This is a genomic window from Iningainema tapete BLCC-T55 (assembly GCF_014698965.1).
Lineage (GTDB): Bacteria > Cyanobacteriota > Cyanobacteriia > Cyanobacteriales > Nostocaceae > Iningainema > Iningainema tapete.
Window position 1 is genome coordinate 1 of record NZ_JACXAE010000126.1, and the last position, 16,327, is coordinate 16,327.

General features: G+C 41.9%; 15 protein-coding genes and 2 pseudogenes. 9 read left to right on the top strand and 8 right to left on the bottom strand.

The window, feature by feature from the left end:
* Positions 1 to 1,902, top strand: a 1,902-nt coding sequence (locus ICL16_RS41025) for a recombinase family protein (protein WP_190837736.1), incomplete at its 5' end; no start/stop codon positions are given.
* 89 nt (positions 1,903 to 1,991) lie between these two features.
* Here the strand turns inward: ICL16_RS41025 and ICL16_RS41030 are convergent.
* The 3 genes and pseudogenes from ICL16_RS41030 to ICL16_RS41040 form a co-directional block, all read right to left on the bottom strand.
* Positions 1,992 to 3,101 (bottom strand): hypothetical protein, encoded by a 1,110-nt coding sequence (locus ICL16_RS41030; RefSeq protein WP_190837738.1) that lies wholly within the window; start codon positions 3,099 to 3,101, stop codon positions 1,992 to 1,994.
* Positions 3,062 to 3,367, bottom strand: a complete 306-nt coding sequence (locus ICL16_RS41035; RefSeq protein ID WP_190837741.1) for a hypothetical protein — start codon at positions 3,365 to 3,367, stop codon at positions 3,062 to 3,064. Before ICL16_RS41035 ends, ICL16_RS41030 begins: the two co-directional genes overlap by 40 nt.
* 261 nt (positions 3,368 to 3,628) lie before the next feature.
* Positions 3,629 to 4,000: pseudogene (locus tag ICL16_RS41040) on the bottom strand (reverse transcriptase N-terminal domain-containing protein); the annotation flags it as partial.
* A gap of 717 nt (positions 4,001 to 4,717) precedes the next feature.
* On the opposite strand from ICL16_RS41040, the gene bchI reads away from it, so the two are divergent.
* Positions 4,718 to 5,836, top strand: a complete 1,119-nt coding sequence (bchI, locus tag ICL16_RS41045) for a magnesium chelatase ATPase subunit I (RefSeq protein ID WP_190837745.1) — start codon at positions 4,718 to 4,720, stop codon at positions 5,834 to 5,836.
* Between the two features lie 87 nt (positions 5,837 to 5,923).
* On the top strand, positions 5,924 to 6,220 hold the full coding sequence (locus tag ICL16_RS41050; protein WP_190837747.1) for a hypothetical protein: 297 nt from the start codon (positions 5,924 to 5,926) through the stop codon (positions 6,218 to 6,220).
* A gap of 65 nt (positions 6,221 to 6,285) precedes the next feature.
* Here the strand turns inward: ICL16_RS41050 and ICL16_RS41055 are convergent, their stop codons facing one another.
* Complete coding sequence (locus ICL16_RS41055) at positions 6,286 to 7,374, bottom strand: nucleotidyltransferase domain-containing protein (RefSeq protein WP_190837749.1); 1,089 nt, start codon at positions 7,372 to 7,374, stop codon at positions 6,286 to 6,288.
* Between the two features lie 153 nt (positions 7,375 to 7,527).
* Between ICL16_RS41055 and rplU the strand changes: the two are divergent.
* Positions 7,528 to 7,929 (top strand): annotated as a pseudogene (gene rplU / locus ICL16_RS41060) (50S ribosomal protein L21); the annotation flags it as partial.
* Positions 7,930 to 8,038: 109 nt separating this feature from the next.
* Entirely contained in the window at positions 8,039 to 8,338 is a 300-nt protein-coding gene (rpmA, locus tag ICL16_RS41065) for a 50S ribosomal protein L27 (protein ID WP_190837754.1), read from the top strand.
* Between the two features lie 32 nt (positions 8,339 to 8,370).
* Here the strand turns inward: rpmA and ICL16_RS41070 are convergent, their stop codons facing one another.
* The gene (locus ICL16_RS41070) at positions 8,371 to 8,835 is read right to left on the bottom strand and encodes a hypothetical protein (protein WP_190837756.1); all 465 of its coding nucleotides are present in this window, start codon (positions 8,833 to 8,835) and stop codon (positions 8,371 to 8,373) included.
* 231 nt (positions 8,836 to 9,066) lie between these two features.
* On the opposite strand from ICL16_RS41070, the gene cruF reads away from it, so the two are divergent.
* Positions 9,067 to 9,972 carry a gamma-carotene 1'-hydroxylase CruF gene (gene cruF, locus ICL16_RS41075; RefSeq protein WP_190837758.1) on the top strand — a complete coding sequence of 302 codons (906 nt, stop codon included), beginning with the start codon at positions 9,067 to 9,069 and terminating at the stop codon, positions 9,970 to 9,972.
* A gap of 40 nt (positions 9,973 to 10,012) precedes the next feature.
* Positions 10,013 to 11,245: a 2'-O-glycosyltransferase CruG gene (cruG, locus tag ICL16_RS41080; protein WP_190837760.1), complete on the top strand. Its 1,233-nt coding sequence runs from the start codon at positions 10,013 to 10,015 to the stop codon at positions 11,243 to 11,245.
* Positions 11,246 to 11,264: 19 nt separating this feature from the next.
* Here cruG and rnhA read toward each other — a convergent pair whose 3' ends face one another.
* A complete protein-coding gene (rnhA, locus tag ICL16_RS41085) occupies positions 11,265 to 12,170 on the bottom strand; it encodes a ribonuclease HI (protein WP_190838216.1) in 906 nt (301 codons plus the stop codon).
* Positions 12,171 to 12,499: 329 nt separating this feature from the next.
* Between rnhA and ICL16_RS41090 the strand changes: the two genes are divergently transcribed.
* On the top strand, positions 12,500 to 13,447 hold the full coding sequence (locus ICL16_RS41090) for a glycosyltransferase family 2 protein (protein WP_190837762.1): 948 nt from the start codon (positions 12,500 to 12,502) through the stop codon (positions 13,445 to 13,447).
* Positions 13,448 to 13,489: 42 nt separating this feature from the next.
* On the opposite strand, the gene ICL16_RS41095 is transcribed toward ICL16_RS41090, so the two are convergent.
* Positions 13,490 to 13,846 carry an aspartyl protease gene (locus ICL16_RS41095; protein WP_190837764.1) on the bottom strand — a complete coding sequence of 119 codons (357 nt, stop codon included), beginning with the start codon at positions 13,844 to 13,846 and terminating at the stop codon, positions 13,490 to 13,492.
* A gap of 9 nt (positions 13,847 to 13,855) precedes the next feature.
* Positions 13,856 to 14,173, bottom strand: coding sequence for a hypothetical protein (locus tag ICL16_RS41100; protein ID WP_190837766.1), 318 nt, complete (start codon positions 14,171 to 14,173; stop codon positions 13,856 to 13,858).
* A gap of 125 nt (positions 14,174 to 14,298) precedes the next feature.
* Here ICL16_RS41100 and ICL16_RS41105 point away from each other — a divergent pair, with 125 nt between their 5' ends.
* Positions 14,299 to 16,146: an ABC transporter ATP-binding protein gene (locus ICL16_RS41105; protein WP_190837768.1), complete on the top strand. Its 1,848-nt coding sequence runs from the start codon at positions 14,299 to 14,301 to the stop codon at positions 16,144 to 16,146.
* Positions 16,147 to 16,327 lie beyond the last annotated feature (181 nt).

A 16,327-nucleotide genomic window follows, 5' to 3' on the forward strand; every position in this document is an offset into this window, starting at 1 on the left:
AAAAGTGGTCAAACAACCACCGGACGAGAAGACTTCCACCAGTTAATGGCTGCAGTTGGTTTAGGAGAAGTAGGGGCTGTTTTAGCTCTAGAAGCCTCAAGATTTTCTCGTTCTCAAGCAGATTGGCATAAACTTTTAGATATCTGTGCCCTTACAGATACCTTAGTTATTGACCACGATGGGATTTACGACCCAAATGATTTTAATGACCGAGTGATACTGGGGTTTAAGGGAACTTGGAGCCACACTGAATTACACGGTATGCGTCTACGCTTACTTGGTGCCAAACTAAATAAAGCGAAAAAAGGGGAATTGCGTTGCTTTCCACCTACTGGCTACGTATATGACCCAGAAGGAAATTTAGTCTTAGACCCGGATGAGGGGGTAGTTTGTGCAATCCGTTTGGTCTTCCAACAGTTCCGCGCTCAAGGAACAGCGTTTAAGGTAATGCGCTATTTTTGTGTCAACCAAATTCCTTTCCCAAGAAGACGTTGGGGACCAGGACCTGGGCACATTGGTACACTTCGTTGGGGACCTGCCAACCTTAGTCGTATAACAGCTATTCTGCGTAACCCAACTTATACAGGAACATACGTATATGGTAGACGACGCAGTGTTAACGTAATTGAGGATGGGCAAATAAAGAGGGTTAAAATCCAACAACTACCCCAAGATGAATGGAAAGTGGTAATCCACAACGCTCACGAGGCTTACATTACTTGGTCTGAATATTTGTCTAACCGTGAGCGACTTAGACAAAATCACCCAATTTCGATGAGGAATGGATGCTCTGGCACACCAAGAGAAGGCTTTGCTCTTCTCCAAGGTTTAGTAATCTGCGGTAAATGCGGACGACGTATGAGTCCTCGCTACCACGGTACTGGTGGTTGTAGAGCAGCCTATGAATGTTCTCAAGCTCGCAGACAAGATGGTAGCATGGGTGTTTGCTGGAGCGTAGCGGGAGCAGCAATTGATACAGCTGTTTCGGCTCATGTGCTTGAAGCTTTTACGAATGAACAACTCGACATTTCCTTAGCTGTGCTTTATGAGCTAGAAAATCAAGCACATGAGACAGATAAAACATGGCAACTAAGACTCGAAAGGGCACGTTACGAAGCTGACAGAGCTTTCCGACAATATGATGCCACCGAACCAGAGAATCGTTTAGTCGCCCGTACACTAGAAAGACGGTGGAATGAAAAATTACAACAGTTAGCAGAACTAGAAGAGGCATACCAGAAAGCCCACCAAGTAGAAAGGTTGGAATTAACAGCAGCGCAAAGGCAACAAATTTTACAATTAGCCAATGATATACCAATACTTTGGCACGCCAATAGTACTACGAACCTTGAGCGTAAAGAGATACTAGGGTTGTTAGTAAAACAAGTTGCTCTCACCCCAATCGATGCTCCAGAACGCTCTACTCGTATACAAATACTCTGGCATACTGGAGCTACAAGTATCTTAGTTGCGACACGTCCAACAATAGCTGAAAAATTCCGAACACCCAACGAAGTCATTCAACTTATTGAAGAATTAGCTCTAGGTCGAACTGATACCGAAATTGCTGATGAATTGAATCGCCGAGGAAGAGTGAACGCGAATGGGCGTGCTTTTACCAAAAAAGGTATAGCCTGGATTCGTTGGAAATATGGTATTGATAAGCCTTTAAGTGACCCAAATGTTGCGAAATCAGGGATCAGTCCGGAAGGTTACTATTCCACGAGTGCCCTTGCTGAAAAACTGGGCGTTGGAATTCATACCATCCATTACTGGCGAGAGAAAGGAATTATTCAGGCTTTTCAAGAAACGGATAGAAGCCCTTGGTGGTATATAGTCACACCGGAAGTTTTAGAAACTTTACGTGATAGAATCCGCCGTGTGCCAGTTAAATCTGAATAATTCGAGTTTGATTGTTCGCTGAAAATAATAGTTTTGAATCCCGTTAACCCCTTTTAGTAATTTTCTACTTAAGGGGTTTTACTGTATATCTACTGTGGTTGTGAAAAAAATTTTTGACCATCAAAGTACCAGGCGATACCATCTGGGTCATGTCCCGAAGTCCATTGTGCAAAATTTCGAGCGTTTTTCTTGTGACGAAGCGTGCTGGGAGAAACATTTAGTCTTCTTGCTAAAGCTGCACCTGTCAGTTGAAGTGGTACAACCTGAGAATTTTTATTTCCTTCTGTTGGGAGTGAACTACTTGGTAAATCATCTAGTGGCTCACTCACGATTTCACCTCTACGCTGTAGCTCAGTCTTGAACTCTGGTAGCTCAGTCTTAGCTTCTGTTCGCTCACAAATCATCTTTTGTGTACCTTCTGAGTTTTGAATTAGATCGACTAAGTGTGGCTGATTTTGCAGTAGCTCGATCTCACTTGAAGGCTCAATTGAAGTTCGCGGCTTTTCACTATTTTCCTTAGTCTGCTCGCAAAGTAGCTCTTTTGGTGGTTCACTTAATAGCTCACTATCGACGGTCAGAGAATCGTCATTGCCACCAAAAGAAAGTGACTCAGGCTTGTGCTCACCAAGGTGAGTAGTTTCCGGCTCAAACTTTTTAGTATCTTTCTTTTTGTGAGTAAATTGTAGCTCTATGGGTGGCTCACTCTCACTTAAAAGCCTTTCATGGACAACTGATAATGCATCTTGCCGATTATTGTAATTGGAGTCAATTGGTAGCTCACTTAGTGACTCACATTTAGGTTCACTAACACTCGGCATGGTTTCCATAGACAATGGCTCTTTGATATCTGAGCTATCTGCTTTGATTGCTGGTGACTCTGCTGGTGACTCACTCACAATCGGCGTGTTTTCACGAATTGGCAGTGAAACCAAGTTCTCATCGCCGTCTGGCTCTGTTGTCGCTGAAGAAGGTAGCTCACCAGTAGTCAGCTTGGTTTCACCAGAGATTAAGCCTAATTTCCCATCTAGCCTTACTGGTGACTCACTTATTAGCTCACTACTCGCGGCAGTGGCACGACTCGACTGCTCCCTGTTTTTGGTAGAGTTCCTATCGGTGGTTAATGGTGACTCACTAGGTGGCTTACTAGTTGCCGACAAATCTAACACTGACGCGGGCAAATCTGGCTCACCTTCAGCCATAGTTGTATCCTGACTAATTGCCTGCCTGAGTTGAGCCACCACCTCAAGCAGGCTCGCAACTTTCCCTCCAAGTCCTCAATCCGCTCGACCAGACCCGGTGACTCACTTAATGGCTCATTAACTGAGCCACCAAAAAAGTAAGCCTCAAGAATTGCCACAATCGCTGCGGAATCTGACTTAAACCCTCGCTCACGCCTAAATTCTACCAGGCGCGAGTAGACTCGTTGCGGTGGGTATGCTGCTACACGGGGATTTTCTGTTGCCATAGACGCGATTGTCGTAAAAACGCTTTCTACTCCCTTAGTTTACACACAATTTGAGTCACTGGTAGCTTACTGGTAGGCGACTATGACTGTCAATTGAGTACATTTTCATTGCGGTATCGCTGCCCGATTAATAAAGCAACATGACGCCGTTTTGACGATCGCGCGTTGTACTGTGTTCCTTAAAAAAGATCTACCATAAGAAAATACTAGGGGCAAACAAAATATCCCTAAACTTTCTAGAATCGAGGTGCAATATGAACACACCGTCGGAACCTTAAGCATTCTGGTGGAGCCGTCTTTTTTCTTTATTGGCACTTCCCTTAGTCGGTTGTGATACCAATAAGGTTGTCTGAGTAGTAGTTCTAGTTCAAACCGTTCCTCAAACGTTAAAGACTTCTTACCATCGACGCCTGCGGTTTTCTTACCAGCATTTAGCTGAGTTACTTGACGAATAGCCAGGAACCTAGCTGCTTTGGACTTCAGAATAAGCTTTTGAAGTTGACGAGCTTTACGCCTGTCTCCGACTTGAACAGCTTTGAACACTCTCTTTTGTAGGCGGAATAGCTCTTTCCGGAATTTCTTCCAGGGTAATTTCTTCCAAAGTTCACTAACATCTCTGTCGTGTCTAACCATGCTCTGACTCCATTGAATGTTTTCTGAATACCTCAGCGAAGTTACTCGCTGTCCTACCCGATATAAAGGGGTTAATCTGCTCGTCCAGCCTACCGGAGTTTCGACCTTTCCCCAGACCCTTATACCGTTTTTACTCGTTCCGTTCTTTCGATTGTTTGATGACTTAGGGCAGTCCAATTTGCCTATCCTCTTCTCGGAAATTACAGCTATCAAATGGGGAATGCTGTGAGAATAGAGGATGAAGTCTACATTTTGTTGTTCAGGTTGTAGCTTAGGCTTGAGACACTTTTTTAGGACTTATTTGCCCGTATCATCCCCCCGTTAGCGCCAGTGTTGTTACCTGCCTGTTTTACAACTGGTTGCGCCCTGTTACCCGCTTCAGCCTGTAGAATTCCGAGTCTACTCACTGGGGTCTAGGTAGGGAGTCACTTGTTTCCTCAAGGATGGGACTTTACCGTTTCTAGGATACTTTGGTATCACCCATATCAAAAGAACAGTTATACATTATGAAAGTAGATTTCATAGTGTACTCTAACCATACCCCTCTAGTTTCTAGAGGCTCCTGTTAGAAACGAGCCGCACCCATTCTAGCCATTGACGAATTTGAGCGAGGCATGGAATGAATGATCATATCTCCAAGTTCCTTTGTCTCCCCATCACCCTACCTGTGGCACAATAAGAAACGGTAATAAAAGAAATATTGATAAGGTAATAAGCGTGAGTCCAACTGCTCAAGCCAAGGCAAGTGCGCGTCGCGTAGTATTTCCATTTACAGCAATTGTCGGTCAAGAAGAAATGAAACTGGCATTGCTCTTGAACGTGATTGACCCCAAAATTGGTGGTGTAATGATCATGGGCGATCGCGGTACAGGCAAATCCACCACCATCCGCGCCCTGGCTGACTTATTGCCAGAAATCCCCGTCGTAGTTAACGATCCATTCAATAGCCATCCCAGCGATCCCGATTTAATGAGTGATGAAGTTCGCCAACAGCTTGAACTTGGCGTGGATATTGCTGTGGGCGATCGCAAAGTGCAAATGGTAGATTTACCCCTGGGAGCCACAGAAGACCGAGTTTGCGGCACTATTGATATTGAAAAAGCTTTATCTGAAGGTGTCAAAGCCTTTGAACCGGGACTACTGGCAAAAGCAAACCGAGGTATTTTATATGTAGATGAAGTCAACTTACTTGACGATCACCTAGTAGACGTGTTATTAGACTCGGCTGCCAGTGGTTGGAATACAGTAGAACGAGAAGGTATTTCCATCCGTCACCCAGCACGTTTCGTTCTTGTCGGTTCTGGAAATCCAGAAGAAGGAGAACTACGTCCCCAACTACTTGATCGTTTTGGGATGCACGCAGAAATTCATACAGTCAAAGAACCAGCTTTGCGAGTACAAATCGTTGAACAAAGGGCAGAATTCGACCAAAACCCCATTGAATTTTTAGAGAAATATAAGTCTGAACAAGAAGCACTGCAAAAAAGTATAATTGATGCGCAAAAACTTTTACCAAAGGTAACCATTGACTACGACTTGCGGGTGAAAATTTCTGAAGTTTGTTCAGAATTAGATGTGGATGGTTTGCGTGGAGATATTGTTACTAACCGTGCAGCCAAAGCTTTAACCGCCTATGAAGGGCGTACCGAAGTCACCATTGATGATGTGCGCCGCGTGATTGTTCTGTGTTTACGTCACCGACTACGTAAAGATCCTTTGGAGTCAATAGATTCTGGTTACAAAGTAGAAAAAACTACTAGCCGCATTTTTGGCATAGAATTAACATCGGCAGATGCTGCACAAACAAACGGTGCACCAACAAAACTAAGGAGTTAGAGAAGTAAAAAGTAAAAAGTAAAAAGATCAACCATTTCTTTTGCCTTTTAACTTTTCTCCCTATTCCCTATTCCCCATTCCCTAATTATGAGATTTTGGCGTTTTTGGTTACACACTGTTGTTTTATCTAGCCAATACAACCCACCTCGGTTTGTAGAGCTATTAATGTTGATGTTAGCCATCACAATGCTGGCGATTTCTACTGTTTTCTCTACAGAGAAATCCTATATCTATGTGGTGCTAGGCTTGAGCTTTGTGATTGGCGCATCAATGTCTATTTTAGTACGGGAGGCGATCGCACCTTCACCCCAAACTCGCATTACTCAATTCACTGCATTGCTACTGCTAATAATTAGTATTTATGGCTTTGCGGATTTGTTTTAAATTTTCTCATGCTAATGGCTAATAGCTAATAGAAAACTGGCAATTAACAATTAGCTATTAGCCATTTAAAATCCTTGCATTTCTACTAATTCTATACATAATTCATTAATTTGCTGTAAATTTGCTTGGAGAGGTAAGGTAGATTCTTGGTAAACTTTGTCCATTTCCGCAACTAAATCATCTGCCATTTTCATCACCTGCTCATAAGAATAATCACCTCTGAGGATAGCTTTTAAATCCTCTGCGTCTCCGGCAACTCTTCTATCTACAACAATTTTTTCTGTCTGCAATATTTCTAATCCACTGCGTAACAATCTAATACAGTGCATTCCATGCTTGAGATCATAACCTGACTTTCTCTCCATTTCTGCTCTAGCCGGATTTCTATTTTCTTGCCAAGATAAGTAAGCTTTCCATTCTCTTAAAGCTATTTGGTAGTTTTGACTTTTTTGCAAAAGGCGAATAAAGTCTTTGCGGCTGTTTGTTAACTTTTGCGTGTATGCCAAAGTTTCATCAGGCAAAGTGTATTGTTTGAGCACTCCTTTAAAATCTATATCAGCCGTCAACAATTTATATAATTGCTCTGCTTCTTCTAAAAACTCAATTCGTCCTCTAATTAAAATGTAAAGATACTCTAAAAAAGCATTTAGCTCATCTTTAATTAGTGGTGCTTCGTCTTCAATACCATAATCTGCTGGTAGAGGTTTTTTTTGTGGTGGATTCAGTAACCACTTGCGATGAGTTTCCATCTTTTTGATTTGGGCAAAAGCATAACCAGAGTAAGTATGCTTTACTTTCTTGCTCAGAAATATTTGTCTGTGGTTAATTAAATTTTGTCCTACTGGATTTAAAACAGGATATTCATTCAACCAGAGCAATTCTAAAATATTTGGATTTGCTCCTGATAATAACTGCAAAATTTTTCTTAACTCATATATTACTGTATCTTTATTTCCATCCAAGAATGGAAACATGCCTTCTTCATCCCAACCATCATCTTTTTGTTCAATCTGGTCAAATCCCAAGTAGTATGGTTTGGGGGCGATAAATACTCCTCGGTAGTCATAGTCTGAATCAGGTCGATTTAACCCGTAACCGTGACTCCCTGCTAAACCAATTAAAATCGTTCTCTTTTCAACTTCGATTCTTTTCATAAAAAATTTTCTTGACAAAAATGTATTTTATCTAGTATTATTTTAGATTGTCTGTCTCATTCCTGCTCGGATCAGGTAAAGACATTACAAAAGCTGGGATTGCTTTCAAGTATAAAACCTAGCTACCTGTACGGCAAACGCAAAGAAAATTACATGACTTACGCAATTATTGAAACTGGCGGCAAACAACTAAAAGTTGAACCAGGTCGTTTTTACGACATAGAATTACTTTCTGCCCAAGAGGACGAGAAAGTAACCATACAATCGGTACTGTTAGTACAACACAATGGTGAATTCACAATCGGACAACCGTTAGTGGCAGGTGCAACAGTAGAAGGCACGGTGATGCGGCATTTGAGAGGTCGCAAAGTCATTGTGTATAAAATGAAGCCGAAAAAGAAAACCCGTAAGAAGCGGGGGCATCGTCAAGAAATTACCAGACTAATGATTGACTCAATCATTGTTGATGGTACTGTACTAACTTCGGAACAACAAACTGCAACTGATGAGACTCAACCAGAAGTTACTTCTACCATCGTTGAACCTTCAGCAGAAAATGCAACTGAACCAGTAGCTAGCTTTGAAACTCAATCCGACGAGACAACTCCTGTTGCTGAAACTGTAGCAGAATAATTAGGATAAGTAAAAACACAAACATAAAATTATGGCTCACAAGAAAGGAACAGGTAGTACACGTAACGGGCGTGACTCTAATGCTCAACGTTTAGGTGTAAAAAGATACGGTGGTCAAACTGTTCGGGCAGGAAATATTCTTGTCCGTCAGCGTGGCACAAAAGTTCATCCTGGTAATAACGTTGGTATTGGCAGCGATGATACCTTATTTGCTTTGATTGATGGCGTAGTTAGTTTTGAACGTAAAGGCAAAAGTCGCAAAAAAGTTAGCGTTTATCCAGTAGCAGCAGTAGAATCAACAGAAGTTGAATCAGTAGCTGTTGCATCTTAAGGTAGGTAGTTGTGCTAGGTACTCTGGCGCAACTACCTACACAATAGATTGAATTGCCTAAAATAACACATAACTTTATAGTTATTTATTAATACTCCCAAACCTAAACCAGTGAGGGAAATCAGAAACAGTATTAAAAACGATTGCTGTTGCTTAAACCCATAAGTTTGTACGTCTATCCGGGCTAAAATGGTGGCAGAAATAATTACTAAAGTATCAATAAATACTCTAAACCAGGCAATCATGAGAAAAAACATGAAAGCACCAAAAATAGCAAGGCTGAAAGATCTCAGATTTGATTGAAATAATTTATTGGAATAGTTAGCAACTGTAGACCAAGGAGTAGTCAAGCTACTCGTTATGATAAAAATAGCAATTACAGCTAGCACTAATACCACAGGCGGATATTTTGCTCTGGATATTACCCAGCCCCAAGTACCGTAGGTAAGCAAGAGCAATGTAAGGGAAACCCAGGGAACTTTTCTCTGGATTGACATGAGTTGTTACTCCCTATATGGGATGATATATTTTAAGTTTAGTATTTTAAACTATAGGTTTATTATCATATTTGATTTATCTTATATCAATCGGTTATTATGCTTTGACCTGAAATAGGAAACAAGTTTATACAGCATTTCCATAATAAATCAAGTTAAAGTATGATATTAAACATTTGTAAAATCTGAGCAACTAAGTAGACCCATGTCATATCTTGTGAAGGGATTATCATGAGACAACTGGTTATTACTGAACGTATATGCCTCTTTGGTCATATCCTGGCAAAGGCTTTTGGGCTAGTAGGCATTCTACTAGTTATACCTAATGCCGAATTAATTTTGAACTTGGGATCTGTTGGTCAAACAGCTATGCAAATGAGTATGGCTGATGGCGGTGTGGTAGATATTATTTTGGGAACTATAGCTGTTTCAATTTATGCTTACCGCACATTAGGATGGCGCACATGGCTAGGGTTTATGCTACCAGCAGTATCGATATCAGTAGGTAGTGAATTATTGGGAACCAGTATAGGCTTTCCTTTTGGAGACTACTCTTACTTAAGTGGCTTGGGATATAAGATTGCAGGGCTAGTACCTTTTACAATTCCTTTATCCTGGTTCTACGTAGGTTTGTCTGCTTACCTAATTGCTCGTGCTGGTCTTAAAGTAGCAGAAAAACCAAGCTTGTGGCGTCAACTAGGTGCTATATTCTTTGGGGCAATGCTTTTTACTTGCTGGGACTTTGCTTTGGAACCAGCAATGAGTCAAACTTCTCTACCCTTTTGGTTTTGGAAAGAACCAGGAGCATTTTTTGGCACACCTTACCGAAATTATGCGGGCTGGTTTGGCACTAGTGCTTTATTTATGAGTGTGGCAGCACTGTTGTGGCGAAACACATCAATTAAGTTAGAGCGATCGCAACTCAATTTACCAATTATTGTTTACTTGAGCAATTTTGCTTTTGCTGCTGGACTTAGCTTAGGTTCTGGCTTTATCATACCAGTCTCTCTCGGCTTAGTATTTGGTGTAATTCCCGCTGTGGTTCTCTGGTCAAAAACGACACCTACACTTAAAGAAGTAGCGGTAACTACAGCTAATGAAGTTTCTGTCACAAGTGTTAAAGTTTCTGTTAATTAAGACTTTTACACCCCTACCTTAATCGTCAGGTATTTTTATTGTGGACAACGGTTGGATTATAACCAGTGCTATTTCACTCATATTGCTGCTCATACAACTACCAGCTACAGCAATTTTATTGTCACGCTTGTTGAAAGGACCTAGTCGTCATCCTCCCGTTGCTCCCCAAAATCCCACACCAGACATTTTAGGCAGTGTCAGCGTTGTGATTCCCACTTTAAATGAAGCTCTTCGTATTAGTCCTCTATTACAAAGAATCAGTCAGCAAAGTTATGAAGTCCGAGAAATAATCGTTGTCGATAGCAAGTCTGTTGATGGTACTCCTGAGTTGGTGAAAGCATCTGGGCGCAAAGATCCTCGCTTTCGCCTCATCACAGATGATCCCTTACCTCCAGGCTGGGTAGGGCGTCCTTGGGCATTACATAACGGCTTTTTGTATAGTTCACCTAGAAGCGAATGGTTTCTGGGTATGGATGCTGATACACAACCATCACCAGGTTTGGTAGCTGGATTAGTCAAGACAGCTCAAGCTCAAGGATATGACTTAGTCTCAATTTCGCCTCAATTTATTCTTAAATATCCAGGAGAGTGCTGGCTACAACCTGCATTGTTAATGACTCTACTTTATCGCTTTAACCCTGCTGGTGTAAATACCACTTCCCCTGAGCGTGTTATGGCTAATGGACAATGTTTTTTATGCCGTCGCTCTGTTTTAGCTGCTGTAGGTGGCTATACAAGTGCGAGTAGCTCTTTCTGTGATGATGTCACTTTAGCAAGAAATATTGCTGCCTCTGGTTATAAAGTAGGCTTCTTAGATGGTGCAAAAGTACTAAAAGTGCGTATGTATGAGGGAGCAATAGAAACATGGAAAGAATGGGGAAGAAGCCTCGATCTTAAAGATGCTTCGTCCCAAGCTCAAATTTGGGGAGATTTATGGCTGCTCACCTCAGTTCAAGCCTTACCCCTCCCCATCCTACTAACTTTCTTTTTACTTTCTCCCCCACTCCCCTACTCCCCCACTCCCCCTCTCCTCCTAGTGGGACTAAATTCCTTTCTCCTAGTAATTCGCTTTGCAATACTATTGGCGATCGCACCTTCTTATGATCGCACTCAAGCTGCATATGATTGGTTGTTTTGGCTTTCCCCTTTAGCCGATCCCATCGCGGTACTGCGCATCTTTTTATCAGCATTGCGCACTCCACGAGAATGGCGGGGGCGCAAATACAGCGCCCTTTCGGAAAGTCAAAAGTCAAAAGTCAAAAGTCAAAATTAAGAACCCCGGTGGGGCGTCTCTAAGAATCCTGGTTACCCTCAACTTTATCGCTCCTTTCCAATTCCCACAGAATCTGATTACCTTCTCTTCTTACCCGTGAGACAATCCAATTGCGCCAACGCCACTCGTCGCCTCTACTGGTAACGGCACTTGCATGGACATCCATTAAGTCAGCTAGTTCAGAACTGGTAATTAAGTAACCTTTTTCGGCAATTTCGTCAGCAATGTGCAAGGTTTCAACTAAGTTGCGCAGTTGTGTCACCCTAATTTCACGGGGTAATTCCTCACTGCTAGTGACACTCGGGGAAGTGTATGTTTCCATAGTAGTTACATCTTCAATAGTAGTTTCTTGTGTCTTTTTGTCAATTATTGTAGAGTTTGTGTGAAAATCAGATACGCTTGATTGGTTGATTTCATCTTTTTCTGGTAAAGATTGGAGAGAATTCGCTTTCGATAGTTGTTGTAAGTGCGGAGTTCTACCACTGGCAAAGGTACGAGCAATTACATCACAGCGTTCGTTGCCTACGTTACCGGCATGACCCCGAACATGCTGCCATTTTACCTGTTTAGTGTTCAGTTCATCGAGAATTTCTAACAGGTCTTGGTTGAGGACTGGCTTTCCATCTGATTTTTTCCATCCTTTGTTTTTCCAGCCTTTCACCCACTTGGTAACACAGTTAATTAGGTATTCGCTGTCGGTGTGCAGGGTGATGGGTTGAGTTTGTTTGGATGCTTTGAGAAATTCAAGAGCGGCGATCGCTGCTTGCATTTCCATCCTGTTATTGGTGGTTTGGGGGAATCCATCTCCCATTTCGTGAATTGAACCATCACTGAAGTAGACGACGACTGCCCAACCCCCAGGACCAGGGTTGCCTGTGCAAGCGCCATCGGTGTATATACTTTGGATTGTCGGCATTGATGTTATGGTTAAGATTTTGAACCGCCAAGACGCAAAGAACGCCAAGGAAAGAGTGGTTTAGCGGTGACGGAGATATATAAGGTTAGCACAGCAAAGAAGATTCTAGATAACTAGATTTTACTCAAAAACATCTGTCTAAAAGCATAGATGTGATTTAATTATGACAATAGAAAGATATTTAATATAGCGTAGTTTAATTTACGCACAGATTTACTAAGCTAAGGCACACCTAAAAGAGTTAAGGTTTCAAAAAAATATCATAAACCTCCGGAATAAATTAGCATATTCTGCAAAATAACTCAGTTGCGCCTACTTTATTAGAGAATAACCCGGCAATGAATAAATTACTCACAATTGCCATCCCTACATTCAATCGTGCCCAATTTTTAGACCAACAACTTACTTGGTTATGTAAAGCTATTAAAGGTTATGAGTCTGAGTGTGAAATTCTGATCTCAGATAACTGTTCAACAGACAATACCCAAGAAGTTATCAAAAAATGGCAGCCTACTTTCAGCCTGACGACATTTCAATTAAATCGACACAGCAATAATATTGGCTTAATGAGCAATCTTGCTTATTGCTTAAGCGCAGCCACAAGTAAATATGTGTGGGTGATTGGTGATGACGATCCCATTCAGGTACAAACTCTTGGTTATGTAGTAAATAACCTCAAGCAACATCCAGATTTATCATTATTAATTCTTAACTTTGCTCGCCGCTACGTGCCAACTAATGAAGTTAGTGAGCGTAGTTTTATCCTTGACAAGGAAGAATTTAGCACTAATGGTAAAGTCGTAATTGAAAGGTATGTAAAACAACAGTATGAAGTTTTAGGTTTTATGACTGCTCAAGTGTACCGCGCAGAAGCAGCACAACAAGCTCTACAAAATTGGCGTTCAGGTGTAAATAACAGGGAGGCACAAATATATTGGACTGCATTCTGTGCGTTAAAAGGAAGTATAAAAATCACACAAGATGTCTATTTAGAATATGCTTGTGGCATGAATTCAATCCCAGAACCGAAACAATGGTTTAAGATGCGTTATTGGGATTTACCAGAAGTTTATGTAAAACTGATGACAATAGGATATAGTCAGGAAATTTGTAGAAAATTTCTGCTCAACCATTTTGCAGAAACTAACTGGAAAGTTATTTTAGGTGCTTTGAAACGATGGCCACTATTCACAATCAAGACATTGCTCGCATACTTTGGGGTGGTAATCGAATCCGCAACTAAGTTACTTTTGCAATCCCAACACAGAAACGCTAGTCTCTCATAACTGAAAAGTTCCGTAGGGCACTCGGCACGATCGCTTTCACACCTACCCCAATGTCAACACTCCTTGAGGTCTATCTACGACCAACTTTCGAGTTTCCAGCCATTGCAAACCCAATAAAACTTCGGGAATTCCTGCACCCACATGTACTGGGACAATGTATTCCTGATTGTCTAGCAGTATCCTTCCCTCATAAAGGTCGAAAAACTCCTCTCCTCGAGCCGTTTGCATAGCTTTTCTGCGTTCAATAACAGACCATCCCAAGCTTTCTGCATCTTGTAGATCCAGCGCCAGCCAACCTGTGGTAAAACCTGTATCTAGTAGCGTTTCTACCGGAATATTCTCGCCATCAGCAGCAATTAACTGTACTTCAAAAAATAGCTCACCGATTTCACCAAACAAAAACGGAAATCATATTTTGCCGCAGGCTCCTGTCTCATTAAGTCTAAAAGTTCCTAGCATCCCACGAACGTGCTTTTGACGGGCTTTTTGAACTGCGGCTTCTTCGTTTGCATCAATAAAATAATCGCCACTATTTGGCTCAATAATAATGAACCAGTTGTAATGGTCGTTGATCAATTCAGGGCGGACTCGCGCAAAAATTGCATAACAATGTTGGTAAAATGCATCTCGTTCAGATTGGCGTCTTGCTAGTTCCTCTTTTGGTATTGTGTATTCTGGGAATATTCTACCCCGACGCGGTTGGCGATTGTCATGTAACTGGGTCATCTGTATATCTTGCCTGTACAATTGGCTTACTGTTTGTTAATCATAGTAAATCAAATTATCGGTTTTAGTGTTGCTCCTCAATGCTTTTGATGCAACTGTGAGGGAATTTGTACTATAAAAGAAATATGATAATTAGTAAAAAGCGTAACGCTCTGCGTCAATCCCTTGCAGTGTTTCGGTACAGTGGGCGTGCTGTGAATTTGGTGTGGACCACTAGCCGCTCTCTGACCGTGATTTTTGCCACTCTCACCTTAGTCGCTGGTCTTTTGCCTGCTGCTGTTGCTTACATCGGTAAGCTGATCGTTGATGCTGTTGTAGAAGCGCAAAATTTGGCATCTCTACAAATTAATACACAAAATATTGATTTTGTCAATAGCTATCGTCCTTTAATTTATGTGGGATTAGAGGCGATCGCAGTAGCCGCCCTAGCTGGAAGTCAGCGCTTCCTCACCGTTTGCCAATCGCTGTTGCGGGTGCTACTCGGTCAACGGGTAAACGTTCTCATCTTAGAAAAAGCACTAACTCTAGATCTTACCCAATTTGAAGACTCGGAATTCTACGACAAATTGACCAATGCAAGACGGGAAGCATCAACTCGTCCCCTCTCACTGGTAAGCCGTACCTTCGGTTTAGTACAAAGCGCCCTATCGCTGGCAACTTTTGGTGTACTGCTAGTCAGATTCTCAATTTGGGCTGTAATTATACTCATCATCGCAGCAATGCCTGCATTCTTTGCCGAAACCAAATTTGCAGGGCAAGCATTTCGCCTATTTAGCTGGCGTGCGCCAGAAACCCGCGAACAGCATTACTTAGAAACTTTGCTAGCAAGAGAAGACTATGCCAAAGAAGTTAAACTTTATCAACTGGGAGAAACGCTGTTAGAACGTTACCATAGCTTATTCAATAGACTTTACAAAGAAGACAGCGACTTAACCATCAGGCGGGGAGTGTGGGGTTACTTGCTGAGTTTGCTCAGTACTGCTGCCTTTTACCTAGCTTATGCTTGGATTGTAGTAGAAACAGTTGCAGGTAGAATATCCTTAGGAGATATGACGATGTATCTCATCGTCTTCCGCCAAGGGCAGTCTACTTTCTCAGGCGTCCTCACTTCAATTGGGGGAATGTACGAAGACAACTTGTATCTTTCTAACCTCTACGATTTCCTAGAAGAGGAAGTGCCAAAACCAAAAGGGAATGCAACCAAAGGTATAAAACCCAAAGATGGAATTCGGTTTGAGAATGTAACATTTACTTACCCAGGAAATTCACAACCCGCCTTGAAAAACATTTCACTACACCTCAAACCAGGAGAGAAACTAGCAATTGTGGGTGAAAACGGTTCGGGTAAGACTACCTTAATCAAATTACTAACACGACTATACACCCCCGACTCTGGAAGGATTTTGCTTGATGGTTTGGACTTGCAGGAATGGGATGTAGATGTACTGCGCCAACGCATCGGGGTAATTTTTCAAAACTTTGTGCGCTACCAGTTCACTGTAGGTGAGAATATAGGTGTGGGTGACGTAGAACACATAGAAGATAAAGCACGTTGGCAAATCTCTGCCCACAAAGGTATGGCACAACCTTTTATTGAACATTTGCCTGAAGGTTTTCAAACTCGGCTAGGTAAATGGTTTAAAGGAGGACAAGAACTTTCAGGAGGACAATGGCAGAAAATTGCTCTTGCTCGTGCCTTTATGCGTGAAGATGCAGACATTCTCGTTTTAGATGAACCGACATCAGCAATGGATGCCCAAGCAGAATTTGACATTTTCAATCACTTCCGCACTCTTACCCAACATCAAATGGTGTTTTTAATTTCGCACCGCTTCTCCACAGTACGCATGGCTGACAAAATTGTAGTAATAGAATCCGGACAACTAATAGAACAAGGAACCCACGAAGAATTGTTGCGAGCAGGGAAGCGTTATGCAAAGCTGTTCGAGTTACAAGCAGCAGGATATCAGTAGAGACGCTCCGCCGGAGCGTATGTACCAAGGAGAGTAGGGAAATACAAAATTTTTGTTCTATGCTGTCGAAATCAACAGTCAAGCCAAAATTATTATGTGCGTGGACAATCGACCCTGAAAAGTGGTATTATTTTAGTCTACTAACAACCAAACTAGCCCTATTTTAATCGTTGTCAACCCG

What these genes read in the sequence shown, in the direction of transcription:
- ICL16_RS41030 (WP_190837738.1), bottom strand. Translation starts at nt 3,101, where the DNA reads ATGGCTGAAGGTGAGCCAGATTTGCCCGCGTCAGTGTTAGATTTGTCG.
- ICL16_RS41035 (WP_190837741.1), bottom strand. Translation starts at nt 3,367, where the DNA reads ATGGCAACAGAAAATCCCCGTGTAGCAGCATACCCACCGCAACGAGTC.
- ICL16_RS41050 (WP_190837747.1), top strand. Translation starts at nt 5,924, where the DNA reads ATGAGATTTTGGCGTTTTTGGTTACACACTGTTGTTTTATCTAGCCAA.
- ICL16_RS41055 (WP_190837749.1), bottom strand. Translation starts at nt 7,374, where the DNA reads ATGAAAAGAATCGAAGTTGAAAAGAGAACGATTTTAATTGGTTTAGCA.
- rpmA (WP_190837754.1), top strand. Translation starts at nt 8,039, where the DNA reads ATGGCTCACAAGAAAGGAACAGGTAGTACACGTAACGGGCGTGACTCT.
- ICL16_RS41070 (WP_190837756.1), bottom strand. Translation starts at nt 8,835, where the DNA reads ATGTCAATCCAGAGAAAAGTTCCCTGGGTTTCCCTTACATTGCTCTTG.
- cruF (WP_190837758.1), top strand. Translation starts at nt 9,067, where the DNA reads ATGAGACAACTGGTTATTACTGAACGTATATGCCTCTTTGGTCATATC.
- ICL16_RS41090 (WP_190837762.1), top strand. Translation starts at nt 12,500, where the DNA reads ATGAATAAATTACTCACAATTGCCATCCCTACATTCAATCGTGCCCAA.
- ICL16_RS41100 (WP_190837766.1), bottom strand. Translation starts at nt 14,173, where the DNA reads ATGACCCAGTTACATGACAATCGCCAACCGCGTCGGGGTAGAATATTC.
- ICL16_RS41105 (WP_190837768.1), top strand. Translation starts at nt 14,299, where the DNA reads ATGATAATTAGTAAAAAGCGTAACGCTCTGCGTCAATCCCTTGCAGTG.